Source organism: Chromobacterium sp. S0633 (assembly GCF_024158805.1).
Taxonomy (GTDB): Bacteria; Pseudomonadota; Gammaproteobacteria; order Burkholderiales; family Chromobacteriaceae; genus Chromobacterium.
On the sequence record NZ_JAMZGH010000005.1, the window covers coordinates 187,493 to 210,970 of the forward strand.

At 62.7% G+C, this 23,478-nt stretch carries 18 protein-coding genes; 11 read left to right on the plus strand and 7 right to left on the minus strand.

The annotated features are described in order from the left end of the window. The first annotated feature begins 322 nt into the window (after positions 1 to 322). The 10 genes from NK214_RS05705 (at position 323) to NK214_RS05750 (ending at position 15,342) form a co-directional block, all read left to right on the plus strand. Positions 323 to 1,267, plus strand: coding sequence for a hydroxymethylglutaryl-CoA lyase (locus NK214_RS05705; protein WP_253313936.1), 945 nt, complete (start codon positions 323 to 325; stop codon positions 1,265 to 1,267). Next, on the plus strand, positions 1,264 to 2,457 hold the full coding sequence (locus tag NK214_RS05710) for a CaiB/BaiF CoA-transferase family protein (protein ID WP_256477373.1): 1,194 nt from the start codon (positions 1,264 to 1,266) through the stop codon (positions 2,455 to 2,457). Before NK214_RS05705 ends, NK214_RS05710 begins: the two co-directional genes overlap by 4 nt. A gap of 73 nt (positions 2,458 to 2,530) precedes the next feature. Further along, positions 2,531 to 3,544: an amidohydrolase gene (locus NK214_RS05715; RefSeq protein ID WP_253313937.1), complete on the plus strand. Its 1,014-nt coding sequence runs from the start codon at positions 2,531 to 2,533 to the stop codon at positions 3,542 to 3,544. Between the two features lie 355 nt (positions 3,545 to 3,899). Then, positions 3,900 to 4,487 carry an HD family hydrolase gene (locus NK214_RS05720; protein WP_253313938.1) on the plus strand — a complete coding sequence of 196 codons (588 nt, stop codon included), beginning with the start codon at positions 3,900 to 3,902 and terminating at the stop codon, positions 4,485 to 4,487. A 575-nt stretch (positions 4,488 to 5,062) separates the two neighbouring features. Further along, positions 5,063 to 5,587, plus strand: coding sequence for a hypothetical protein (locus NK214_RS05725; protein WP_253313939.1), 525 nt, complete (start codon positions 5,063 to 5,065; stop codon positions 5,585 to 5,587). 325 nt (positions 5,588 to 5,912) lie between these two features. Next, a complete protein-coding gene (locus NK214_RS05730; protein WP_107800894.1) occupies positions 5,913 to 6,548 on the plus strand; it encodes a hypothetical protein in 636 nt (211 codons plus the stop codon). Positions 6,549 to 6,611: 63 nt separating this feature from the next. Further along, positions 6,612 to 7,307, plus strand: coding sequence for a fimbria/pilus periplasmic chaperone (locus NK214_RS05735; RefSeq protein ID WP_107800893.1), 696 nt, complete (start codon positions 6,612 to 6,614; stop codon positions 7,305 to 7,307). A 61-nt stretch (positions 7,308 to 7,368) separates the two neighbouring features. Beyond that, positions 7,369 to 9,855 carry a TcfC E-set like domain-containing protein gene (locus tag NK214_RS05740; RefSeq protein ID WP_253313940.1) on the plus strand — a complete coding sequence of 829 codons (2,487 nt, stop codon included), beginning with the start codon at positions 7,369 to 7,371 and terminating at the stop codon, positions 9,853 to 9,855. Between the two features lie 54 nt (positions 9,856 to 9,909). After that, a complete protein-coding gene (locus NK214_RS05745; RefSeq protein WP_253313941.1) occupies positions 9,910 to 14,619 on the plus strand; it encodes a hypothetical protein in 4,710 nt (1,569 codons plus the stop codon). Positions 14,620 to 14,679: 60 nt separating this feature from the next. Further along, positions 14,680 to 15,342 carry a hypothetical protein gene (locus NK214_RS05750; protein WP_227105474.1) on the plus strand — a complete coding sequence of 221 codons (663 nt, stop codon included), beginning with the start codon at positions 14,680 to 14,682 and terminating at the stop codon, positions 15,340 to 15,342. Positions 15,343 to 15,479: 137 nt separating this feature from the next. Here the strand turns inward: NK214_RS05750 and NK214_RS05755 are convergent, their stop codons facing one another. Continuing rightward, complete coding sequence (locus tag NK214_RS05755; RefSeq protein WP_253313942.1) at positions 15,480 to 17,942, minus strand: ATP-binding protein; 2,463 nt, start codon at positions 17,940 to 17,942, stop codon at positions 15,480 to 15,482. Between the two features lie 480 nt (positions 17,943 to 18,422). On the opposite strand from NK214_RS05755, the gene NK214_RS05760 reads away from it, so the two are divergent. Beyond that, positions 18,423 to 19,106 (plus strand): response regulator transcription factor, encoded by a 684-nt coding sequence (locus NK214_RS05760; RefSeq protein ID WP_107800888.1) that lies wholly within the window; start codon positions 18,423 to 18,425, stop codon positions 19,104 to 19,106. Positions 19,107 to 19,150: 44 nt separating this feature from the next. On the opposite strand, the gene NK214_RS05765 is transcribed toward NK214_RS05760, so the two are convergent. The 6 genes from NK214_RS05765 to NK214_RS05790 form a co-directional block, all read right to left on the minus strand. Beyond that, positions 19,151 to 20,032, minus strand: coding sequence for an oxaloacetate decarboxylase (locus NK214_RS05765; RefSeq protein WP_235085959.1), 882 nt, complete (start codon positions 20,030 to 20,032; stop codon positions 19,151 to 19,153). Then, positions 20,029 to 20,532, minus strand: coding sequence for a flavin reductase family protein (locus tag NK214_RS05770; protein WP_107800886.1), 504 nt, complete (start codon positions 20,530 to 20,532; stop codon positions 20,029 to 20,031). Before NK214_RS05770 ends, NK214_RS05765 begins: the two co-directional genes overlap by 4 nt. 2 nt (positions 20,533 to 20,534) lie before the next feature. Further along, positions 20,535 to 20,924 carry a tautomerase family protein gene (locus NK214_RS05775; RefSeq protein WP_107800885.1) on the minus strand — a complete coding sequence of 130 codons (390 nt, stop codon included), beginning with the start codon at positions 20,922 to 20,924 and terminating at the stop codon, positions 20,535 to 20,537. Then, the gene (zapE, locus tag NK214_RS05780; RefSeq protein WP_253313943.1) at positions 20,915 to 21,991 is read right to left on the minus strand and encodes a cell division protein ZapE; all 1,077 of its coding nucleotides are present in this window, start codon (positions 21,989 to 21,991) and stop codon (positions 20,915 to 20,917) included. Before zapE ends, NK214_RS05775 begins: the two co-directional genes overlap by 10 nt. Continuing rightward, a complete protein-coding gene (locus NK214_RS05785) occupies positions 21,984 to 22,616 on the minus strand; it encodes an FMN-binding negative transcriptional regulator (protein ID WP_253313944.1) in 633 nt (210 codons plus the stop codon). The genes zapE and NK214_RS05785 overlap by 8 nt, the downstream gene beginning before the upstream one ends. Further along, a partial coding sequence (locus NK214_RS05790) for an FAD-binding oxidoreductase (protein ID WP_253313945.1) occupies positions 22,613 to 23,478 on the minus strand: 866 nt, incomplete at its 5' end. The genes NK214_RS05785 and NK214_RS05790, both read right to left, overlap by 4 nt.

Below are 23,478 nucleotides of genomic sequence, written 5' to 3' on the forward strand. Positions count from 1 at the left end.
AGATAGATGGAGGAGAGAACTGAGCCGCATGTCAGGGGACAGGCTGTAACGAAATCTCGTCATGCCACTCTGCTTTGTTTAACAGATTGAAATAAAAGTGAATTTTTGATCTTCAAAATAGCTATTCAGCATGTATTCCTGGCTTTTGGCGCGCTCCTAACGCCCTTGACACTGAAATCAGCAGTTTCTATATTGTACCGTCTGACAGAATTGTGTTCTGTTAGGTAGAACAAACTTAGGGGCTTCAATCCCTGCTTAGGTGAGGGCATGAAAGCCGTCCCTATGAAGTGGATACCCAAGATCTGTGAAGGAGAAGCAAGCGATGAGAGGCTTGGTAGAGGTTGATGTGCTGGTTAGCGAAGTAGGGCCGCGTGATGGCTTGCAAAGTGTAAAAGCCACCATGCCGACAAAACATAAATTCCACTGGATTTCAGCATTAGCTGAGGCAGGGCTCCGTGAGATCGAAGTTGGTTCGTTTGTTCCGGCCAAGCTGTTGCCACAAATGGCCGACGTAGCAGAGGTGGTGGCGTATGCCCTGACATTGCCTGATTTGTCTGTTACGGCGCTAAGCCCCAATTTGCGTGGAGCTCAAGCTGCCTTTGTTGCAGGTGTTCACAAAATCACCTTACCGGTGTCAGTGAGTGAGTCTCATTCTCTTGCCAATGTGCGTAAAAGCCATGCGCAAATGATTGATGAAGTCAAAGCGGTGGTGGCACTTCGTAATGAGCAGTATCCAGCTATTCAGATCGAAGCGGGTTTGTCGACGGCATTTGGATGCAGCATCCAAGGCGTTGTGCCTGAAGATGACGTGATCCGGTTAGCTTCGCTGATGGTCGAGTGCGGAGTGGATGAAGTGGGTTTGTCTGATACATCTGGAATGGCTAATCCCAGTCAAATTCGTCATATGTTTCCGCGTCTGCGCTCAGAGATCGGTGTTGATAAAACGGGTAGCGCGCATTTGCACAATACGTATGGGCAGGGCCTGGCAAATGTGGTGGCCGCCCTTGATGTGGGGGTGACGACCTTTGATTCGTCGCAGGGTGGAATTGGCGGCTGCCCTTATGCGCCAGGCGCTACCGGCAATATCGTTACTGAGGATCTGGTGTTTTTGCTTGAATCAATGGGTTTGCGTACAGGCGTGGATATAGATCGGCTCATAGCCGCGCGAGAGGTTCTTGCCAGTGGTTTGCTAGGTGAGCCGCTCTATGGCTACGTGCCAGGAGCGGGTTTGCATAAAAGTTTTCGCTATGCCAAGGAGCTTGTATGAATCAAGACGCTAAGCCATTGCCGCTAACCGGCGTACGTGTCGTGGAATTTGTCCACATGGTTATGGGGCCAACCTGTGGGCTAGTGCTAGCCGACTTGGGGGCGGAAGTCATCAAAGTGGAGCCTGCTCCCGAAGGGGATAATACCCGCCGCCTAGGTGGGTCGGGGGCTGGATATTGGATGACTTATAACCGTAATAAAAAGAGCTTTGCTGTTGACCTCAAATCGGAAGAGGGGATGGCTGCAGTCAAAAGATTATTGGCAACTGCGGATATTGTCACCGAGAACTTCCGTCCCGGCTCAATGGACAAGCTGGGTATTGGATATGACGGGGTAAAGGCTATCAATCCTGAAGTGATTTACTGCTCAATGAAAGGTTTTTTGCCTGGTCCGTATGATCATCGAACGGCTCTTGACGAGGTCGTGCAGATGATGACGGGGGTGGCTTACATGACGGGTCCGGAAGGACGTCCACTCCGGGCTGGCGCCTCCGTCAACGACATCATGGGCGGCATGTTTGGAGCTATCGCCATCCTGGCTGCACTGCATGAGAGAAGAAGTACTGGAAAGGGGCAGTTTGTGCAGTCCGGCCTTTATGAAAACTCAGTATTTTTAGTGGCTCAACATATGATGCAGTATGCCGTGACTGGCAAACCGGCGGCACCCATGCCCAGCCGTATCTCTGCCTGGGCCATTTACGATGTGTTTATTACGGGGGATGGTGAGCAGGTATTTGTAGGAGTGGTGAGCGATTCCCAATGGAGGGTGTTCTGTGAGGCTTTTGGCTTCCGCAAGCTAGCGGCTGACGAGTCATTGGTTGTGAACAACCAACGAGTGCAAGCGCGTGATCGTTTTCTGCCTGTAGTGCGTAAACACTTTGGTCAAATGAGCAAACAGGAGTTGATGTTGATCTGCGAGCGCGCTGGATTGCCATTTGCTCCGATCCAAAGGCCGCAAGATCTCTTTGATGATAAGCACTTGGTGGAGTCTCAAGGGTTAACGGATGTGACCTTGCCAGATGGTCGCACAGTCAAGGTACCCATGCTGCCATTTGAGATGGACGGTCGACGTTTTGGTTCTAGATTGGATGTTCCTTTGCCTGGTAGCCATTCTGAAGCACTACTGAAGGAACTGGGCTATTCCGCTAAAGACGTGGCTGTCATGCGGAATGCCGGTGTAATTAATGGTTGATGCGTGTTGTGGCAATGAATTTCTCAAAAACTAAACGCAAAAATATAGTTGGCGGAGTCTGTTAGGAGGGGGAATGGCGGGCAACTACTTGCCTGTACGTGAAGATTGGTTATCAAAAGGAGTGGAGGCAGTCATTGAACCTATGCTGCCGATAGTGGATGCTCATCACCACTTCTATGAGAGGCCTGATTGGAACTACAAAGAAAAAGAATATCTCTCCGATCTTACTATGGGGCATAACATCGTTGCCTCCGTTTATATGCAGGCATTAACACGATACAGAACAGAGGGTGATGAGTTGTTGATGCCAATTGGCGAGACCGAGTATGTTCGTGAGCTTGCTGACCGCAACGCAGGTGAGCAAGTAGAGATTGCTCGAGGCATCGTAAGCTATGCCGACTTGAGGATAGGAAGGGAGGTTGATAGGGTTTTACAAGCACATATTGAGGCAGGAGGAGGTAGAGTAAAGGGGGTGCGCCATCTTGTTGCCTGGGATGCCGATAGCTCTTTGGCTAATCCTTTGTCTGCAGCGTCAAAAGGTTTGCTCCAAGATAAATGCTATCGTGATGGTTTTTCGCGGCTTGCTGTGTTTGGTTTGAGCTATGATGCATGGCTATTCTTTCCTCAGCTTCCAGAGCTTTTTGAGCTTGCGAAAGTTTATCCTGAAATACCGGTTATTATCGATCATTGTGGAGGGTGCGTCCGCGTAGGTGTTTACGCTGATTGCCAAGATGAAGTCTTCTCTACATGGAGAAAGTATATTTATAATATTAGCTCTCTGCCTAATGTATATATTAAAATTGGCGGGCTCGGCATGAGAATAAATGGCTTCAATTTTGATAGACTGGAAGAAGCGCCTTCGTCAAAAATATTGGCGCAGGCCTGGCGGCCATGGGTTGAAACCTGTATTGATGCATTCGGGCCAGAGAGGGCGATGTTCGAAAGCAATTTTCCTGTCGACAAAGGTTCTTATAGTTATGTGAATTGTTGGAATGCATTTAAAAAGCTTACTCACAGTATGTCGACTTGTGAGAGGGAAGCTTTGTTTTTTGGTACGGCGAATAAAGTATATAAGCTTAAAATTTGAATAATATCTATCTTGAGTTGCTGTAATTGATCATTGAACGGCAGGTCAGAGTCGGCCTGACTTTTGGCGTTCTTGGGGCGCAGCTAATATCGTGGACTGCCCTGGTTTTTGTAGACCGCTCCTTCTATTCCGGTGCGGGAGGGCGAGGTCTGATTTGCTGAGGGCCGGTGGGATTGCTAGGCAAGGGCGTTAAAAAGCAAGCTCACACCACTCGTACACTTTGCTTTTTCATTCGTTTTTGCCTTGTCTCGTCCTTGCTCGAGGGACTTTGGGCAGGCTCTGAGCCGGGCCGAAGGCCCAGACCACAGCTATAATCCCCCTCCGTGGCGAAACAGATCTGAATGCGGGATAAGCGATGCAAGTATCGGCCTTGGAACGGCAACTGAATTTTCTGAGAGAGATAGACCGCTTGAAGTCGGTGCTGCGGCAATCGCCGTTGCTGGACCAGAGCCGCCGGGAGAACTCGGCCGAGCATTCCTGGCATCTGGCGATGTACGCCTTGCTGCTGGGCGATTACGCCAGCGGTCCGGTCAACACGGACCGGGTGATCAAGATGCTGCTGCTGCACGATGTGGTGGAGGTGGACGCCGGGGATTTTCCCATCCACGGCCAGGCTGTGCCCGGGGCGCAGGCGGAAGCGGAGGCGAGGGCGGCGGAGCGTTTGTTTGGCTTGCTGCCGCCGGAGCAGGGCGCTGAGCTGTTGGCGCTGTGGCGGGAGTTTGAGCGCGCGGAAAGCGCCGATGCCTGTTTCGCCAAGGCGCTGGACCGTTTCCAGCCTTTGCTGATCAATGTCTTTACCGGCGGCGGGACTTGGACGCAGAGCGATGTTTCGCTGGAGCAGGTGCTGTCCCGTTATGGCCCGGTGATCCAAAAGGGCGCGCCGCAGCTTTGGCTGTTGTGCGAGCAGTGGGTGCGCCAGCATTTTGCGAAGCAGTCTGTTTAGGGTCGCTAACCAAACCCCTGATGCTGTGTTGCGCGAACCTGTTTACGATCTGCTGCGCGTCGGCGATACCGCGTTGAAAACATCGTCAAAATGCTCATGTACCGGATGTACACTCCGCTTTTTCAGCCGCAACGCCTTGTCTCGCCCTTGCTCGCGAGATCGTAAACAGGTTCTTAGCCGTAAAACTGAGTTTTGTGAGCGGCTCTTAACGCTATTTCAGATCGGCTTCAGCGCCCCAGCGATGGCTTGCCTCCGCCGCGCACGGTGCGCCAGGCGCGGCTTTCTTGTGCTGCCGGGTGCCGCCGGCTTGACGCTCTCCCGCTCCTCCCCAACAATAGCCCCCGCGCCGCAGCAATCGCGGTGCTCGGGTTTAGTCTCCCGACTTGGACTTCTACCGCGGATGCGCTGTTTCCACAGCGTATCCGTTGCCATTGCTTTGCCTATTCGGGCGGGCCGTGGCAAGTGGCGCCCTCGCGGGCGCGCCGGTTTTAGTAGAAGTCCACCGGTAGACTAACTCTTGTCATGTGCCCGCCCTGCCGCTTTGCGGCATGGCCCTTCTGCTCAGGAGGTTGCAAATGGTAAAGCTTGTCCGTCCGGTGCTTGGCATCGATCTCTCTTCGTCCCCTGCTGAAACTCAAGACATCCGTCAGGACGCCGCATCCCCACTCCCGCCGCTAGGGCCGCGCTCGCGCTACCGTTTTGTCGGCAGCGAAGCCAAAGACCTCAGCCTGCCCTTTGTCCGCCGCGTCAAAGGCCGCACTTATCCGCATTACTGGCAGCCGGCCGAGGCGGAGAATGCGTTCAAGGCCAGCGCCTTGGGCCGTCAATACGCGGCCCATCTGGCGCAGCTGCTGAAACTCAACCGCCAGCACGCCGCGCGCGGGCTGTTGTTCCGCATCGCTTGCGATATGGATTTCCGCGACCACAGCCACCGCCGCAGCATGTGCAAGAGCTTCTTCAATTATCTGGAGATGTTGTTGAGCCTGGGTGTGGCGCAGATTGATCTGCCGCGGCATGTGGCGGCGGTGCAGCAGCTCTACCTGAGCCTGGACGAGTTGGACGCCTTGCCGCGCAAGCTGGGGCGGAAGAAGAGGCGCTAAGCCGGGGAGGGCGCTGCCGGCCCTGCGGGACTGGCTGTGAGTGCCCTCTTGGACAGGCTTTTATCCCGCTCCCGCATTCCGCTTTCATCCCATTTTCATTCCGCTTTCATCCGGCTTTCTTCGTGTTTTCCCCTTGTTTTGCGCGCCAGCGGGTCCATTCGCTCTGAGTCGAGAGGGGAGGATGGCATCCGCGCGTTCTCGTCCGCCGGGTGTTTTGAGAGTGCTCTTATAGAGTTTGATCGTCGGCTTTTCGATAATGACGTGCCAAGTACAGCTTAAGGCCGTATTTGCAGGTTTTATTTTATAGACCTCTATTGAAAGCGAAATGATGAATAAAGTCGTGCTGCCTGCATTGCTGGCTGCGGTATTCAGCGTCGGCGCCCATGCCGCCGACCCCATTCCTGGTTCCACTCGCGCTTCCGCCGAATGGGATGTGACCGCGGATAAGGATAGCTCGCACGCTATCGAAATCACGGCTAAAAAGCCGAATGTGCATTTCGTGTACAGCCCGATTTCCAAAACCATTGAATCCAAAAACCTGGATTTCGATATCCGCATGCTGAATTCGGATGAATACACCATCAGCGGCTATAAGGTGAAAGCCTCCTCGGTCCAGCATCAGCTGAGCCATACCGCGTCCATCGGGGAAATGGATTTTGACCTCAGCGTGACGGACCATGCCGGCAAGCAGGTGAAACTGTCGGCCGAACCGAAGGATCTGGACGGCCTGTCCGGTTTTGGCGAATTCGCAAAAGTGGCTTCCATCGCCGGAGAGAATAAAGGCACTTCTCAGCTGAAAGCGGAGTTTGCCGGCGGTAAGGATTCCAGCGGCGTCATGGTGACCGAAGCGTCTAAATTGAGCGATGGCCAATACGTGGGCAAATTCGATTTGATCCTGGACGCGTCCTGGCAGAAAACAGTCAAAACCGAAGAAGAGAATACGCAATTCTCCGTTCGCTGATTTCAAAGGGTAGCGCCAAAAAAGGGAGCCTAGCTCCCTTTTTATTTTGAGGAGTTTCAGCTTATGCCAGGGTGCTTCAGATTTCACGCTTTGGCCTGTTTGCTGCTGCCGGCATGGGCCGGGGCGATTCAGGTTTCCGATATGACGGCGGCGATGCCGTCCAATAAAGAGGCGGTCACGATCCACGCCAGAAACACCGAGCAGCAGGCGTCTTTGCTGTCGGTGAGCGTGACGCAGGTGGACTCTCCGTACGAGGGCGCGCGCGAGCTGAATACGGACGGCGCCAGCCTGCAATTCACGCCGGCGCGGGTGTTGCTGGCGGCGGGGCAGGATCAGGCGGTCCGCTTCATCTACAGCGGCCCCAAGGACGACAGGGAGCGCTATTACAAGGTGACCTGGAAGAACGCCTTGCTGGGCTTGGCGGACGAGGGCGCGGATTCCGAGAAAAGCGGCGACGTCGAGTTTTTGACCGGCATCAGGACCAATCTGCTGGTGCTGCCCAAGCAGCCGCGTTTTGACTACGCCTATCGGCGCGGCCATCTGGAAAACCGGGGCAATGTGTCGTTTCAGGCGATTGCCTACGGGCCGTGCAAGCAAAAGCGGCTGGGCGAGGTCTGCAAGGAGCGCTATTGGATTGGGCCGGGCTACGCGGTGAATTTCAAGACGATAGACAGCAGCCAGGGCCAGGACAAAGTGATGTTGCAGCGGGATGGAAAATTCTTGGACGCGGAGAAAGATGCGCCGCTTGACGACGCATGACGGCGACGACGGTGGGTGAGGCGAGATGAAGCGTGCGCGGGATATCGTTCTTAAAAACGGGATGGCTTTTTTAAGTGCGCTGCTGTTGGCGGAGACGGCGCTGGCGGCGGCGGATGCCGAGCGGCGGCCTTTGGCGCAGCAAGTGCAGTTAAACAAGCTTGCCTTGTCGGCGGAGATCAAGGACCTGCTGCGCGAAGGCGTGTCCATGCCGCTGGTGGCGCGTTCGGCGCGGCAAGCCTCGGACGAGGGCGTGGTGTCGGCCACGCTGACGGTGAGGCTGCAGGCCGACGGTTCGATGCGGCTGGACAAGGTCAAACCGCTGCTGGCCAACAACAAGAGCGTGTTGAGCCCGTCCGCGGTCCAGGCTTTGCGGCAGGCGACGGGGCGGACGTTTTTGCCGGGCGGGGCCTTGAGTCTGGGCGACGCCGAGCGCTTGCAGCTGGACATGATGGCGATGCGGGTGGATCTGTTTCTGGAGCCGGCCGGTTTCGCCGCCGACGATGCGCATCTGCGGGAGTCCGTGTTGCAGGCGCCGTCCTCGGGCGGGCTGTCCAGCGTGCTCAAGTACGCGTTCAACGGCTATAGCTCGCGCAATCAGGGGCGCGGCCATTCTTCCGGCTATCTCACTTTCGACGACACCACGTCCTTGGGCGTGGACCACGTCAATGTGATGGGCTCCGCCTATCTGGACGATTCGGCGGCGGATCAGTCCGTAACGCTGGACCGCGTCATGTATGAGCGCGATATCGACGGCAAGCGGCTGGCGCTGGGCATGGTGGACGGCTGGAACCTGCAAAGCCTGGGCAATGTGTCCACCTTGAACGGCAGCCGGATGTACGGGTTCTCCTACGGCAACGTCAGCCAGACTCTGAAGCTGGACCCCGGCCAGTCCTTGAATCCCATCGATGTCTATCTGCCGGCCACCGGGGAGGTGCGCGTCAAGCGCGAAGGCCGCTTGTTGAGCACGCAAAGGCTGGGCATGGGCAATCACCGGCTGGACACCTCGGCCTTGCAGGCCGGCGTCTACGACGTGGAGGTGGAGATACTGGTGGCCGGCCAGGTGCAAAGCCGCCGCGTGTACCGGATCAACAAGCCGGTGGGCGGCTCCAGCCTGCGCGACGGCTTGAACTGGCAGCTGTGGGGCGGCGCCGGAGAGGCGATGGCCCGCTACGGCGATCAGGGCGCGCCGGAGGACGAGGGCGGGGCTTACCGGCCCTTGTTCGGTGTGTCGGTGGGGGCGCTGTGGCATGAGGTGGACTGGAATCTGACCCTGTATCAAAACGACAAGACCACGGTGCAGGAAGGTTTCGCCTCTTGGCAGCTGTCCAGCGCGCTGCGCGCCAGCGTGCAAAACCTGTTGGCCAGCGACGGCGCCCGGCGCCGGGTAGGCACGCTCAATCTGGCGCTGCCTCGCGGCATCGGCAGCCTGTGGCTGACCGGGGAGCGCGGCGCCAAGGGCCGGCGTCTGAATTTCTACGCCCGGGATTACGATTCGCTGGGCGCTAATTTCAATTTGCACGGCTGGGGCGTGGACGCCGGGTCGATCAACCTCAGTTACGACCGGGACCGGAGCAGCGGCTATCGCTATATGCGCGCCGATTATTCGCGGCAGATGTACAACGGCAAATGGGGCGGCGCTCAGTTGCAGCTCGGCAGCAGCCGCAATCTCAACGGCGGCTCGGTGGATCAGCAGTATTACGCGATGCTGACTTTCAACCTGGCCATGGACGGCAATTTCAGCGTGGGCATGTCGCATCGAGACGGCGGCGACACGCTGGACCTGTCGGCCAGCAAGTCGTTTGAAAACAGCGTGATCGACGATGTGGGCGCCAATGCCAGCATCAGCCGCGAAGGCGCAGGCGGCCAGTCTTCCAGCTTCGGCGCTTACGTCGGCTTCAACGGCCGCTACGGCCAGGGCAATGTGTCGGTGGACGCGGAGCGGGACAGCCGCAGCGCCAGCGTCAATATGCAGGGCGGCCTGGCCTGGGGCGGCGGCGCGGTCGCCGCCGGCGGCGGGCAGGACGAGGCCGGCATCGTCGTCGATGTGCCGGGAGCGCCGGACGGTGCGCTGGAGGCGGTGCTGAACGAGCAAAGCCACAGCTTGCGCCAGGGGCGCAATTGGATCGCGGCGCCGGCCTACAACACTTATCACTTCTATGTGCGCGACGCGGAAAGCGGGCAGGCCAGCTACGAGGTGTCCGACACCGACCATGAGTACACGCTGTACCCGGGCAATGTGGTGCGGGTGACGCCCAAGATCAAACGGATGGTGACGGTGTTCGGTCAGCTGACCGGCGTCGACGGCGCGCCGCTGCGGCATGTCATGGTGCGCAACCATATCGGCCAGGCCCGGACCGACGAGCAGGGCAACTTCGCCATCGACGTGGATCAGCGTTATCCGGAGGTCAGCGTCGAACCCGGCGCGGCGGAACGCTTCCGGGTCAATCTGGATTTGAAGGACGCCGGCGCCACGGCCTGGCTGGGCAAGATCGTCTATGGCCGGGACGCGGACCGGATTTACGCGCCCTTGCGCGAAGACGAAGGCTGAGCCGGCGTGCGCAATCCCCTCATCACCCCATCCCAGCAGGACAGACGGACTGAAATGAAATACTGGATCTCAACTCTGATCTTCATGGCCGGCCTCGGCGCGGGGCTGGCGCAAACGACGCCGGCCGGCGTTTCGCAGGCCGCGCCCGGCGCGGGATTTCTCCCGGTGCGGCCCCTTCCGGCGCCGGCCAAGCCGCCGGAACCCTTGGGCCGGCAGGAGTGGCGCAGCCAGCAGGACTTGATCCTGATTGAAGACCGGCTGGCCGGCACTCAGTATCTGAGCACCCTGGGCAGCAGCGGCGGCATCCTGCCCGGCAGCCAGGCCCAGGCCGTTTTCGGCGCGCGCGCGCCGCGCGGCGGCGCCAAGAAAGTGGCCATCTGGTATACCCATCAGCCGGACGCCCAGGTGCGGGAGATCCGCCAGTTGCAGCCGCTGCAGGCTTTCCGCGGCATGGCGGACGCGCACGGCGCGGCCATGGGCCTGAGCGGCGACGGCTTCAGGCCGGCGCAGGGCCGCCAGGTCAACCCGGTGTTGAGCGAACTGGCTTTCGACACCATCGCCAAAGCGGCGCCGGGCGCGTCGCGCGAGCTGTCCTTCGTGGAAACCCTGGCCGGCGGCGGCGAACGCCGCTTTGTGACCCAGCTCAGCAAACGCGCCCATCTGATCCTCAATCCCGCGCCGGCCAATAGCTGCCGCAATGAAACGGTGGACGGCGTCGCCGGCAAGCTGTGCGTGTTGCGGACCATTGCCGGCCAAAGCAATGCCGGCAGCGGCGGCGATCTGATGTTCACGGTGCGCGCCAAGATGCTGGCAACGCCCAAGGCCCGTTTCCGGGTGGGCGGGGAATGGCGGCATATCAACGACAGCGTGCCCATCGCCGCCTTCGCCCGCGCCAGGGCGGTGGAGGTCTTCTTTGTGCCGCCGCCGGCGGAGCAGTTGCAAGCCTTTATGACGGCCCATCCCAAGATCCGGCTGGATAGCTTGGTGGAGGCCGGTTTTTACTCGCGCTCGCGCTTGTTCCGCGGCGACCGCTTCAATCTGCAATTGCCCGCCATGGGCGGGGGCAAGCCGCCGGTCCAGCGGCGCTATTCGCGGCTGGGTCTGTTGTTGATCGACGATCAGTCCAGCGGCCGTCAGTACGTGACCACGGTCAGCGGCAGCCGGGATCAGGCCATTTACGGCGAGCGCCATCCGCAAGACGGCAGCCGCGCCGCCGCCTGGTATCTGGAAGCCGGCGCGAGACCGCCCTTGTTCGCGCTGCAGCAGCTGGGCCGCGCCAGCCCCGCCGGCGGTTTCGCCGGTTTTGCCGACGCTCAGGGCCAGGTGCGGGGCGGCCTCAGCGCCGCCGCGCCCTATCTCAATCCGGTGTTCAGCGAGGCGGCGTTCGCCGCGCTGCTGCACCAGCCGCTGGGCGGGCAACAGCGCTTGACGGTGGAGGGCTTGCGCAGCGGCGGGGAGGCGGTCAGCTACCAATTGAACGCCAGCCAGCAGGCCAGGCTGACCCTGGCCGCGCCGGAGGGGCCGGCTTGCCGGCCGGACACGGTGGACGGCGTGGCCGGCCAGCGCTGCGTGTTGCGGCGGCTGGCGGCGGAGAGCCGCGCGGGCGGCGACATCCGCCTCTTGATCCGCGCCAAGCGCCCCTTGCCCGGAGGGCGCTTCCGCGCGGGCCGGGAGTGGCGCCGGCTGGGCGAGAGCGCGGCTGTTGCCGAATTGAGCGGCGCCCGTGAGTTGGAGCTGTTCCTGCCGGCCGCGTCCGGCTTGCTGCGCGGGCCGTCGGCGCCGGCGGGCGGGCAGGCGCTGTCCTCGCTGGTGGAGGCCTATTTCTATTCCAGCGGCCGCCAGCACCAGGGGGACCGCTTCGCGCTGAGCTTGAGGGACGGCTATCTGCCGGCGCCGCAGGCCAAGGCCGGCGCGCTCAAGCTGCTGACGATAGAGGACGAACCCAGCCAGCAACACTACATCACCACCTTGCAAGCCGAGCCGGGGCAAAGCCTGTACGGCGCGCGGCGACCGCGGGCGGGCCAGCGCGCCGCCACCTGGTATGTGGAGGCGGAGACGGCCAGCGGGCGAAGCGGCGAGCTGCAAGCCAGACAGGCGTTGCCCGCGGCCTTGATCGCCGGTTTCTCCGACCGCCAAGGGCGGGTCAGCGTCGGCCGCGCCATGCGGCAGCCGGGGCAAATCCATCCGGTATTCAATGAGCGCGCCTTTGCGGAATGGCTGCGTCTGCCTCTGGGCGGCCGCCAGTTGCTGACGCTGGAGGCGGAGCGCGGCGGCCAGCCGGTGACGGTGCGGGCGCAGGCGGAAAAAAGCGCGATGTTGCGCCTGGGCCCGCCGCAGGCCGCTTGCCGTCCGGAGACGGTGGACGGGATGGCGGGACGGGTCTGTGCGCTGCGCTCGGTCGCGGGCGAGTCCCAGGCGCAGAGCGGCGGCGGCGTCCGCTTCAGCGTCCGCGGGCCGCAGATCGCGGCCAAGGCGCGTTTCCGGGTGGGGACGCAGCCTTGGCGCCGGCTGGGCGAGAGCGTGGAAGCGGCGGAGTTCGCCGGCGCCAAGGCGGTGGAGCTGTTTCTGCCGCCGGCCGGGCGCGGCCGCCAGGCGCAGGGGATGGAGGCCGTGTTTTATTCCGGGGAGCGCGACGATGTTCTGGTCTTGCCGCTAGACGCGCCCAAGCCAGAGGCGGCGGGCGGCGAGGTGGACTTCGTCTTCGGCTCCAGTCACGAGGGCATGATGAAAACGGTGCCGGCTTCCATCACTCTGATGCTGAATGAGTCGGTGGTGGCGGGCGGGCCGAACGAGATCCGGTTTGCCGGCGTCAGCGACTCGGTATTGGAGAAAAAAGCGCATGTGACGTTTTCGCCGGCCATGCTCGGCGACCAAGACATTTCACTGCTCGAGACGCTGAAACTGCCGGTAGGCACCGAGGCGCTGAGTTTCGACTTTAAGCATGCCTGCTTTGAAAAGAATGAAAAGAAGGAGTGCACAATCGATAAGGATTCCGGAACCAAGGCGGTCGGGGTGACCTTCAACGGCCGGGGAGTCGCTCAACCGCCATGGTTCCGCTGGTTTGAGAAGCCCGCGGCGAGAATCAATAACGTTAGCGTCAGCCCGGATAGGGTCAACACCGCTGTGGAGACCAACGTCGAGTTCGCCATCGATATCGCCGATGGGCTTGGCGCGGGGACGCATGACCACGCGTTGGAGTGCGATCTGGGCACTGCCAATAAGTTGTTTGGCGATCCCGACTTTGTCGAGCTCATGGATAGCAATGAAAGGTTTATCGGCAGGCTGCCCTTGAAGGGCAGCCAAACACTGGAAATTTTGCCCAGCCAATATTCGTTCCCGGTGAAGTTCTCCTTGCGCACCAAGGCTGGGGAAAAGCCAGGCCTTGTTAGACTGTCTTGCGAGTACAACTATTCCGGCTGGTCCTATCCCTCGGTGAAGATCATCGAGGAAGACCTGAGTCTGGCCTCGATCGAGGGGCCGGACGAGGGCCGGGTTGGGGAGGATTTGGAATACCGGATCTTCACCGACGGGATCTCCCTTGGAAAGCGCAATCTGACCGTTACCGTGGCGGGCAAGGACGTGCCCTGGGGGCTGGACATCCCCACGCTCCATTTCGGCGAGACCGAGATCAAGCCGCAATGCGGCAAGGATTGCGTATTCACTTTCAAGCCCGCCGAGGGCAATAAGGTGACGCTTCAGCTGGGCATCAAGGGCAAATCGGTCAGCGGCCGCCGCGACGCCTACCATATCGCGGTCAGCCTGGAGGGGGACAAGACCTTGGACAAGGATTTCTCCATTGTGCCGAACTGGGCGCTGGAGTCGCTGGTGTCCAGCGGCGATGTGGCGGCCGGCGCGCCGCTGCGTTACCGGCTGCGCTTGAACGCGCCGGCGGCCCAGGCGCTGACCCTGTGGCTGCGGACCCGGCCTCAGGACGGCCAGGCCGTGGACGATGGCTACGAGGGCGGCCGGGTGACGGTGAAGGACGGGGACAAGGTGCTGGCCGCCGCGCTGAACACCGGCGATTGGGGCGCGGTGACTCTGCCGCAGGGCAGCGAGAGCATGGTGGTGGAGGTGCCGACGCGAAGCTTTGACGATGGCGTCCGCAACACGCGCGCGCTTGAGCTGGGCGCGGCCTTGAGCGAAGACAAGCCGGAGGCGGAACCGCCCGCCGCCAAATACGCCATCGGGCGGATTTATCAGCCCAAGTCCAGTGTTTCGGTATTGCCGGCCAGCGAGGGTTCGAATCGCGGCAGCGGCTGGGTGGGCGCGCCGGACGGCCGGATTCGGCTGGATTACCTGATCCGCGCGCAAATGGCCAATCTGCCGCCGGCGGGCGGGCCGGAGCGCGGCGCGACGCGGCGCTACCTGAGTCAGCGCGGCCTGGGCGCGGTCAAGGCGAGCTTGTCGCTGGACGGCAAGCACGGCGCGAGCCAGCGGGAGGGCATGTGCCGTTTTGCGCTGCAAAGCGATGCGCGGCAAGGGGTGCTGTTCCCGGCCTGGCTCACCTTCGACGCCGACGGCGGCGGCCGGCGCGAGCCGGACAATTGTTCCGGTACGGTAAGCCACGATTTGAGCGCCGGCGCCTGGCTGGACGAGGGCAGCGATCCCGCCCAAGGGTTGGAGAAACGGAAGCTGCCGTTCAGCCTGTGGTTCCAGCTGGACGATCCGGTGTCGCTGCTGACCACCGAGGGCGCGCCGTGGTATGGCCGCGCGCTGGGCTCGGGCGCGGTGCGGGTGGACATGAGCCTGGAGCTCGCCCAATAAGCAGGCGGATGCGCGCGGCCGTCTCGGCCCGCGCGTCGGCGGAAGGAAACGAAGATGTTCATGAATATGCGAAAGGCCTTGCCGGCGCTGCTGTGCGCCTTGCCGGCGATGTCGGCCTGGTCCTTGCAGATGGCCCCGGTGATCGAGTTGGACGCCGACCGGAACGAGATGCGGGTGGAGTTGAAAAACGATTCCCGGCAGCCGCACAGCTACCGCATCGTTCTGCGGCCCTTGGCCGGCCTGGAGGCCGGCGCGGGCGAGGACGCCGAACCGGCCACGGTGGACGCGGCGCCGGCGCGTTTGAGCTTGAAGGCCGGCGCCAGCGGCGCGATCAAGCTGCGTTACCGCGGCGCGGCGATGGAGGGGCGGGAGCGCTACTATCGTTTGCAAGTGGTGGAGGTGGCGGCGGCCGGCGCGCAGGGCGCGCGCCGGGCCGGGGCTTGGGTGGATTATCCGCTGGCGCTGGGCAGCGTGTTGATTGTCCGGCCGCGCGCGGCCTATCTGGACTTCCATCTGGATCACGGTGTTTTGCGCAATACCGGCAACGCGGCTTTCTGGCTGCTGCAGGACGAGGCCTGCGGCGGCAAAACCGGCAGCACCAAGATACAGGCGCCCGGCAGCGCGGCGCGATTGGCGCCGCTGACGGGGCGCTCGCTGGTGCGGGTGGGCCTGGGCGACGAGATCCGGGTGGTGGTGGATCAGTGCGCGGGCGAGCAGGGCTAAGAGCCTGTTTACGATCTGCCGCGCGTCGGCGATACGGCGTTGAAAACCGCTTCGAAACGCCCATGCGTCGTCCGGCCATTCCGCTTCTTCCGCCGCAAGGCCTTGTCTCGTCCTTGCTTGCGAGGCTTTGAACGGCTTTAGGCGTCGTCCTCGGGCGCTTCTTGCCGCCGCCATTGCGCCAAGGCCTGCTCGAACTCCCGATGCCAGGCCAGCAGCGCTTCCTCCTCCGGGCGCTCGCCTTCCGTCCGCAGCGCGTGCTCCATCCGGGCGGCCAGCCGCGCCAGGGGCTCCGCGCCCACCGTCAGCGCGCCGCCTTTGAGCCGGTGCACATGGTGGAGCATGATGTCCGGCAGTTGGTTGGCGGCGGCTTGCCGGAACTGGAGCAGGTCCTGCCGCGCGCTGCGGCTGTACAGCCGGGCCAGGTCCAGCGCCGAGGCGGGCAGGGCGAGCGGCGGCGGCGCGGCGCCTTCCGTCGTCAACCACAAACGCAATATGTCCTCGATATCCCGCAGGCTGAGCGGCTTGGACAGCATACCGTCCATGCCGCTGGCGATGCAGCGGTTCTTGTGCGCCAGATCGGTGATCGCGGAGATGGCGATGATGGGGGTGAAGGTCAGATTCCGTTCCGCCTCCAACTGGCGGATGCGCCTGGCGGTTTCGTAGCCGTCGATGCCGGGCAGATTGCAGTCCATCAGGATCATCGCGAAGGCTTCGCCTTGCCGCAGTAGCCGCAAGGCGGTCTGGCCGTCTTCCGCGATGACGGCGTCGCAGCCCAGCTGCGCGAGCTGCCGGCGGATGGCCTGCTGGTTCACCTCCATGTCTTCCACCACCAGCAGGCGTTGCGGCGGCAGGGCGTCGGGCGCGGGTCCGGAGGCGGGGGCCTGCGCGTCGGCGGCGGAGGGTTCGGCGACATCGACATGCAGGACAAAGCTGACGGCGGTGCCCTTGCCCTCGGCGCTCTCCAGCAGAATGCTGCCGCCCATCAGCTCGATCAATTGCTTGCAGATGCTCAGGCCCAGGCCGCTGCCGCCGTAGCGGCGGCTGGTGGAGCGTTCCGCCTGGCTGTAGGCGCGGAAGAGTTTTTCCTGTTGCGCCTTGGCGATGCCGACGCCGGTGTCGCGCACCGTGACCAGAAGCTTCCCGGATTTGGCGCTTTGCAGATTGAACTGCATCAAGAGCGCCACCTCGCCGCGATCGGTGAATTTGATGGCGTTGGACAGCAGATTGGTCATGATCTGACGCATGCGCAACGGGTCCAGGATCAACAGGCGGTTTTCCAGCCCGTCCGCGGCCAGGGTCAGTTCCAGTCCTTTGCGGCTGGCGCTCAGGCGTTGGCTGTCGCTGATCCCTCTGGCCAGTTCCAGCAGATCGGTGGGCAGTGTTTCCAGCGCCAGATGCCGCGCTTCCAGCTTGGCGGTGTCCAGCACATCGTCCAGCAGCTCCAGCAGATTGAGGGCGGAGGAGCCGGCCAGCGCGGCGAGCTCCTGCTGCTGCTTGCTTTGCCGGGTTTGCTGCAGGAGTTCGATGGCGGCGAGTATCGCATTCATCGGCGTTCTGATTTCGTGGCTCATCATGGCGATGAATTTCGACTTCGCCTCCTCGCTGGCCACCGCCCGGCGTTTGGCCCAGCGGGCCTGCGTGAACAGGAAGACCATCACCGACAGCACGCAGATCACCAGCAGGATTTCCGGCAGGTAGTAGCGGCTGATCTGATGCATGGACGGTTTGCCGAAGTCGATGTCGGCGACCCAATCGTCAAAAATCTCGTCGGTCTCGGACGGGCTGAGCTGGAGCAGGGACTTGTCGATGATGGAGCGCAGCTCCGGATATTGCTGCGCCACCTTGATGTTCAGGCCGGTGAACATTTCCGGCATGGTGCCGGAGATTTGCAGGGTTTTGGGGAAGCGTCCCTGCAACACCGGGCGGAACACGATTTCCGCGCCGATGGCGGCGAACACCTTGCCGTCGGCGACGGCCTTCAAGGCCGCCACCGGGTCGTTGATCAGCACCAGTTGCAGATAAGGGTAGTGCGCGCGCAGATACTGCTCATAACCGCCCCCGCCCTTGACCGCGACGGCCTTGCGTTCCAGTTGGGACGGGTTGAACAAGCCTTCGGCGCCGGCCTTGGTGATGATGATGGTGGCGGTGGAGGCGTAGGGCTGGCTATTCAGCAGCGGTATGCCATATTCCTTGGGAATCAGCTGCGTCGCGCCCATGGTGGCCAGATAGATCTGCCCGCTTTTCAACTTGCCTATCATGTCCTGGGTGTTCGCCGCGGCGACTAATTGAAACCGCAGGCCGCTCTTTTGGGCAATGGCTTTCAGGTAGGCGCAGCTCAGCCCCTTGTGGCTGCCGTTTTCAATATATTCCAGCGGCCAGTAGGGATCGATGGAATAGTAGATGGTGGGGTGCTGTTTGATCCAGGCGATTTCTTCCGTGGTATAGGACGGCGGCTCCGCCTGGCTGGCCGCGCTGGATGCGCCCAGCCAGATAATAAACAGCGCGGACCAAAGCAGGGCGTGAAACGCGGTATTAAGGAGCGGGCGCAGGGGCGGGGCGGCAAAGGGGAGAATAGATTGCTTAGCTGTATTGTTTGCCATGCGGCCGCCGTCTTTGCTGTGTTTTCTTGGGCATTATAGTCGGTCCGGCCGTTTTGGCGATGCGGCGTTCTGGAAGGCGGTTAATTGCATGCGGCTTATTTTACCTGGAAAATAAGCGCTTAGCGAACGCCCGGCTTTGAGAATGGTCTTGTTGACGCCGATTTGTCCGGGCATTTAGCATTTTTTATCAATCCGGCGCGCAAGCGCGTTTGCGCGCGCAGAGTATGTTTTTGTATTTTGATCTTTTGAGAAATATTTATTTTGCTTGATTTTATTGCATGATATTGGTGTCCGGCGTCTTAATTGTTTTGCCTTGTTTTATCATGGGTCAAAGTTGGCGCTTGAAATATTGCGGCGGGTTTTGAAAGAGAGAGGGGCCGGCTGCGGCGTGCTGACGGCGCATGCTATATTGGGACGTGCTTTTCAAAGAGCGGGAGTTTGAATTGATGCTGAAGTGATTTTTATCGCCATGGAGGAGGAATGAAGAAAAGAAAAATCAAAGTGATGTTATTGGACGACCACGAGGTGGTCAGACAGGGCTTGGGCTTTAGATTGTCGCAGGAGGGCGATATCGTCTTGGCGGGCAGCTTCGGCGACAGCCGCTCTTTTCTGGCGGCCTTGAATCATGAGCGGCCGGACGTGCTGGTGCTGGATTACGCGCTGCAGCCTCAGGACATGGACGGTTTGAACCTGATCCGCGCCATCCGCGCACGTTTTCCCGAGGTGGTGATCCTGATCATGTCCTCTTATTACAACACGGCCACGGTGTCCCTGGCTTTGAGGGCCGGCGCGCGCGGCTTCGTCGGCAAACAGCAGGACCTGGACGAGCTGGTGCGGGCGGTCCGGGTGGCGGCGTCAGGGCGCGTGTATCTGACCGCGGAAATGGCGCTGGAATTGGCGCAGGCCCAGCAGGCGGATAGCGTGCCCGCCGACAGTTCCACGCATGCGCCGGACGCGATGGACCGGGTGGTCCGCCTGTCCGCCTTGTCGCCGCGGGAGCTGGAGGTGCTGCGCTGTTTTCTGGAAGGCATGACGGTCAGCGAAATCGCGGACAAGTTCTCCAAGAGCATCAAGACCATCAGCGGCCAGAAACAGGCCGCGATCAAGAAGCTGGGTCTGAAGTCGGACCACGAGCTGTATTTCATCAAGGACGAAATCCAATAGACGGGCGGGCTGGGCGCCCGCCCTTCGTCGCGGCCCGGCCGCGCTCACTCCCGCCCGGCCGCGCCGTAGCGCGCGTCCAGTTCGTCGTAGAGCGGCTTGTTGACCAGGCGCTGACGTTCGGCGAACGGGGCCACCAGTTGCGGGTCTTCTTGCAGAATGCCGTCGCGGGACAGCGCGCCCAGCGCCCGCTGCATGCCGAGCACCGCGCCTTGCAGCGCGGCGTTGGCGTACAGCACCAGACCGTAGCCCAGTTCTTTCAGATCGGCGGCGCTGAGCGCCGGGGTCTTGCCGCCGATGACGATATTCATCAGCAAGGGGCGGTCGAACAGCGCCGGCAGCCGGCGGATGTCGTCCAGTTCGCGCACCGCTTCGATGAACAGCACGTCGGCGCCGGCCTCGGCGTAGCGGCCGGCGCGTTCGATGGCGGCGTCTATGCCGTCCACCGCGCAGGCGTCGGTGCGGGCGATGATCAGCAGGTTCTCATCCTGGCGCGCGTCCGCCGCCGCCTGAAGCTTGCCGCACATTTCGGCGGCGCTGATCAGGCTCTGGCCGGCGAAATGGCCGCATTTCTTGGGCAGGACCTGGTCTTCCAGCTGGATGGCGTCGGCGCCGGCGCGTTCCAGCACGCGCACGGTGCGGCGCACATTGAGCGCGTTGCCGAAGCCGGTGTCGGCGTCGACGATGATGGGGATGGACACCGCGTCGCGGATGGCGGCGGTCTGGTCCGCCACTTCCTTCAGGCCGACGAAGCCCAGGTCGGGCAGACCCAGCTGCATATTGGTCAGTCCGGCGCCGGTCAGATAGAGGGCGCCGAAGCCGAGGTCTTCGACGAGGCGCGCGCTGAGGGCGTTGTAGGCGCCGGGCACCAGCAGGCCGGAGCGGCTTGCTATCAGGCTGCGCAGGACGTGTTTGCTGTTTTGCGTCATGTTTGCGGTTCCAGAGGGGCTAGGGGATGGGTTTGATGGTAGCGGCCGCGCCAGTAGACCAGCGGCTGGCGCGCGGGGTCGTGATGGGTTTCCAGCACCTCGCCGATGAAGATCAGGTGGTCGCCTTCTTCATAATGGCTTTTGCGGCGGCAGGCCAGCCAGGCGGCGGCGCCGTCGATCAGCGGCGCGCCGTGGCGCCGCAGCGTGAACTGGGCGCGCTTGCGCTCGTCGAGATCGGGGCCGGCGAACAGCCGGCACAGGTCCAGTTGTTGCCGGCTCAGCACCTGGATGCCGAAGCGATCGGCGGAGAGAAAGCTGGCGGCGGCGCGCGATTGCCGGCGCAGACACCACAGGATCAGCGGCGGCTCCAGGGACAGCGCGCTGAAGGCGTTGATGGTCAGCCCCAGCGGGCCGCGCTCGGGGTCCAGGACGGAGGCGACGGCGACGCCGGTGGCGAAGCTGCCCAGGGTTTGGCGCAGGGCCTGCTGGTCTTGGCCCATCGTCAGACGGCGATGGCGTAGCCGAAATCGATTTCGCTGGCGGCCTGGCCGCCGCGCATGCCCCAGTTGTCGGCGGCTTCTTCGCGCAGCAGGATCAGCACCGAGGCGGGCGCGATGTTCAGCAGCGCGGCCAGATCCGCGGCCAGCCTGGCGTAGAGCTTTTTCTTGGTTTCCGGCTTGCGGCCGGCGAAGACGGTGATTTCGATGTGCAGGTAGTCCGGATCGCCGCCCGGCGGCAGCAGGTCTTCCGGCGCGTAGCGCTGGTAGCGCGCTTGCAGCTCTTCGTCGCTGACGCCGAACACGGCGCGCAGCGCGTCGTAGACGCAGTGGACGATGGCTTGGCGCTGGGCCGGCGTGCGCGCGGCGGCGTCTTCGATTCTGACTATTGGCATAGGGGGCTCATTTCGATGGCGGTGGCGGCGGCGAAGGAGGCGGATTGCATTTCGGCGAGCCGGCTCAGCGTGCGGTGGGTGTCCGCCGACAGCGTGATTTCGCGCAACATGGTTTCGATCGGGCGTTCCGAGATCAGCAGCAGGCGCTGGCGGCGGTCGTAGAGCACGTCCACCAGCCAGATGAAGCGGCGCAGGCCGTCCGCCTTGTTCAGCTGCGCCTGGACGATGTCGGAGACGACCACGGTGTGCCAGCGTTCCGACATTTCCAGGTAATCCAGATGCGAGCGCGGGCCCAGGCAGAGGGTTTCGAAATCGAACCAGACGCAGTCCGGGCTATGCGCCCGCGCGGGCAGCGGCCGGCCGGACAGGGAGACGGCGGCGGCGGGGCCCACGGTCCGGCCCTGTTCTTGCAGCAGCCGGCGCAGGTGTTGTTCCGTGTCCGCGCCGCAGGGGTGCAGATAGTGTTCGCCGGCGGCGGCTTCGCGGTAGCGGTAGTCGCGCTCGCCGTCCAGGTGCAGCACTTGCATATGGCGCTGGATCAGCGCGATCACCCGCAGCGCGTAACGGTGCAGCTGCGGGTCCGGCAGCAGTTGTTCCGGCGCGTAGTTGGAGGTCAGGATCACCCGCACCCGCTCTTCCAGCAGAACGGTCAGAAAACGCTCCATCAGGATGGCGTCGGCGATGTCGTGCAGATGGAATTCGTCCAGGCAGAACAAACGGCTTTGCGCGGCCACGCGCCGCGCCAGCGCCGGCAGGTAGTTGGCTTGTTCGCCGCCGGCCTGGGCCAGGCCGCGGTGCAGATCACGCAGGAACTGGTGGTAATGGATGCGCTGCGCCGGCTCGGCGGACAAGGCGAACAGGCCGTCCATCAGCATGGTCTTGCCGCGGCCGGGCTCGCCCCACAGGTAGGCGCCGGTTTGCGGCGACGGCCGGCGCAGCGGCCAGGCGGGGCCGGGCCGCGCCTGGAGGCGCAGCGCGTCCAGCGCGTCGGCGGCGCGGCGCTGGCCGGGGTCCAGCACGACGCCCTGATCGATGAAGCGCCGGCTCAGGGCGGAGGGTTCAGCCATGCGCCGGCTCCGCGGTTTCGGCGAAGCGCAGCAAGGCGTCCAGCAGCGCGCGCTCGCCGGCTTCGTCGCGGCGCAGCAGATGGTCCAGCGCCGCTTGCTGGTCTTCCGGCTTTTTATCCTGCGACAGTTTGAAGCGGCCTTCCTCGCGCAGCACATGGACGCGCAGGCCGAGGATGTGCGGCGCGTTGGCGATCACCCGGGGATCGGCGGCCTCGTACTGGAACGGCGCTTGCGACGGCTGCAGCCGTTCGCAGGTGTCGCTCAGCGCGCGGCGGGCGGATTCCAGGTCGTCCAGCACTTCGATTTCGACGTCCATATGCACGGCGACGTAGTTCCAGGTGGGCAGCAGCCGGCTGCGGTAGGCTTCCGGCGGGATATAGCTTTGCGGGCCCATGAACACCAGATGCGCGGGAAAGCGGCCGCGGCCCTGGAATTGGGGATTGCGGCGGTCGACGTGGCCGAACAGGCTGCGGTCCGCGACGCGGAACAGCGGGATGTGGCTGGCGTGCAGCCGGCCCTGGTGTTCGCTGCTGATCAGCGCCAGCGGGTAGCGGGCGATCATCCGGTCTATCAGCTCGGGGCGGCTACAGCAGTATTCCTGATAATGGAAGGCGCATGAACTCACTGGAGGGTGTCCTTTTGCGTAGGCGCTTCGGTCTGCGCGAGCCGGGCGCGCCGGCGGCGGTCGTGGGCGATGGCCGTTTCGGCCATCCACTTTAGCAGCGCGCGGCCGCGCAGCGGTCGCGAGTTGAAGGGCAAGAGGGCCGGGCCGGCGCCTATCAGCTGGCGCGCCAGGGTTCGGCCCAGCATGAAGGATAGCGCCAGGCCGCGGCCGTTGCAGCCGGTCCAGGCCAGGACGCCGTCGCCGACGCGGCGCAGGCTGGGCAGGCCGGACGGGGTGAGGCCGACCTGACCGGCCCATAGCCGCGGCGCGGCGTCGAGCTCCAGCCCGAAGACGGCGCGGACGCGCTGGCGCAAGGCGGCGGCGTATTGCTCCGCTTCGGCGTCGGCGCGCAGCGCGAACAGGCCGGTCAGCAATTGGCCTTCCGGCATTTTGCGGAAAAACCACATGTCGCGGCGGTTGTCGGAGAAGGGGATGTCGGCGGGCAGCACCCGCGCCTGTTGTTCCGGGCTCAGTTCGAACTGTCCGAGCGCCAGCGTCAGCGGCACGCTGTGGCGGGCGACTTCGGCGACGCCGTCGCGGCTGTAGGCGTTGCCCGCCATCAGCACGCGGCCGGCGCGCAGGCTGCCGCGCGGGGTGCGGATCACGTGCATGCCGTCGCGCGGGCTGGCTTCCACCAGCTTGGCCGGGCAGCGCTCCAGCAGCACCACGCCGCGCCGGCGGCAGCGTTCGGCCAGGCCGCGCGCCAGCGCCAGCGGGTCGATCTGGCCGCCGTCTTCGAACAGCAGGCCGCCGTGGTAGCCGGCGGCGGCGCTCAGCGCCCGAGCCTGCTCGGCGTCCAGCGCGCGGGCGCGCACGCCCAGCC

Excerpts from the sequence above, each read along its gene's own strand:
- NK214_RS05705 (WP_253313936.1), top strand. The coding sequence starts at position 323 with ATGAGAGGCTTGGTAGAGGTTGATGTGCTGGTTAGCGAAGTAGGGCCG.
- NK214_RS05710 (WP_256477373.1), top strand. The coding sequence starts at position 1,264 with ATGAATCAAGACGCTAAGCCATTGCCGCTAACCGGCGTACGTGTCGTG.
- NK214_RS05715 (WP_253313937.1), top strand. The coding sequence starts at position 2,531 with ATGGCGGGCAACTACTTGCCTGTACGTGAAGATTGGTTATCAAAAGGA.
- NK214_RS05720 (WP_253313938.1), top strand. The coding sequence starts at position 3,900 with ATGCAAGTATCGGCCTTGGAACGGCAACTGAATTTTCTGAGAGAGATA.
- NK214_RS05725 (WP_253313939.1), top strand. The coding sequence starts at position 5,063 with ATGGTAAAGCTTGTCCGTCCGGTGCTTGGCATCGATCTCTCTTCGTCC.
- NK214_RS05730 (WP_107800894.1), top strand. The coding sequence starts at position 5,913 with ATGATGAATAAAGTCGTGCTGCCTGCATTGCTGGCTGCGGTATTCAGC.
- NK214_RS05735 (WP_107800893.1), top strand. The coding sequence starts at position 6,612 with ATGCCAGGGTGCTTCAGATTTCACGCTTTGGCCTGTTTGCTGCTGCCG.
- NK214_RS05740 (WP_253313940.1), top strand. The coding sequence starts at position 7,369 with ATGGCTTTTTTAAGTGCGCTGCTGTTGGCGGAGACGGCGCTGGCGGCG.
- NK214_RS05745 (WP_253313941.1), top strand. The coding sequence starts at position 9,910 with ATGAAATACTGGATCTCAACTCTGATCTTCATGGCCGGCCTCGGCGCG.
- NK214_RS05750 (WP_227105474.1), top strand. The coding sequence starts at position 14,680 with ATGAATATGCGAAAGGCCTTGCCGGCGCTGCTGTGCGCCTTGCCGGCG.
- NK214_RS05755 (WP_253313942.1), bottom strand. The coding sequence starts at position 17,942 with ATGGCAAACAATACAGCTAAGCAATCTATTCTCCCCTTTGCCGCCCCG.
- NK214_RS05760 (WP_107800888.1), top strand. The coding sequence starts at position 18,423 with ATGAAGAAAAGAAAAATCAAAGTGATGTTATTGGACGACCACGAGGTG.
- NK214_RS05765 (WP_235085959.1), bottom strand. The coding sequence starts at position 20,032 with ATGACGCAAAACAGCAAACACGTCCTGCGCAGCCTGATAGCAAGCCGC.
- NK214_RS05770 (WP_107800886.1), bottom strand. The coding sequence starts at position 20,532 with ATGGGCCAAGACCAGCAGGCCCTGCGCCAAACCCTGGGCAGCTTCGCC.
- NK214_RS05775 (WP_107800885.1), bottom strand. The coding sequence starts at position 20,924 with ATGCCAATAGTCAGAATCGAAGACGCCGCCGCGCGCACGCCGGCCCAG.
- zapE (WP_253313943.1), bottom strand. The coding sequence starts at position 21,991 with ATGGCTGAACCCTCCGCCCTGAGCCGGCGCTTCATCGATCAGGGCGTC.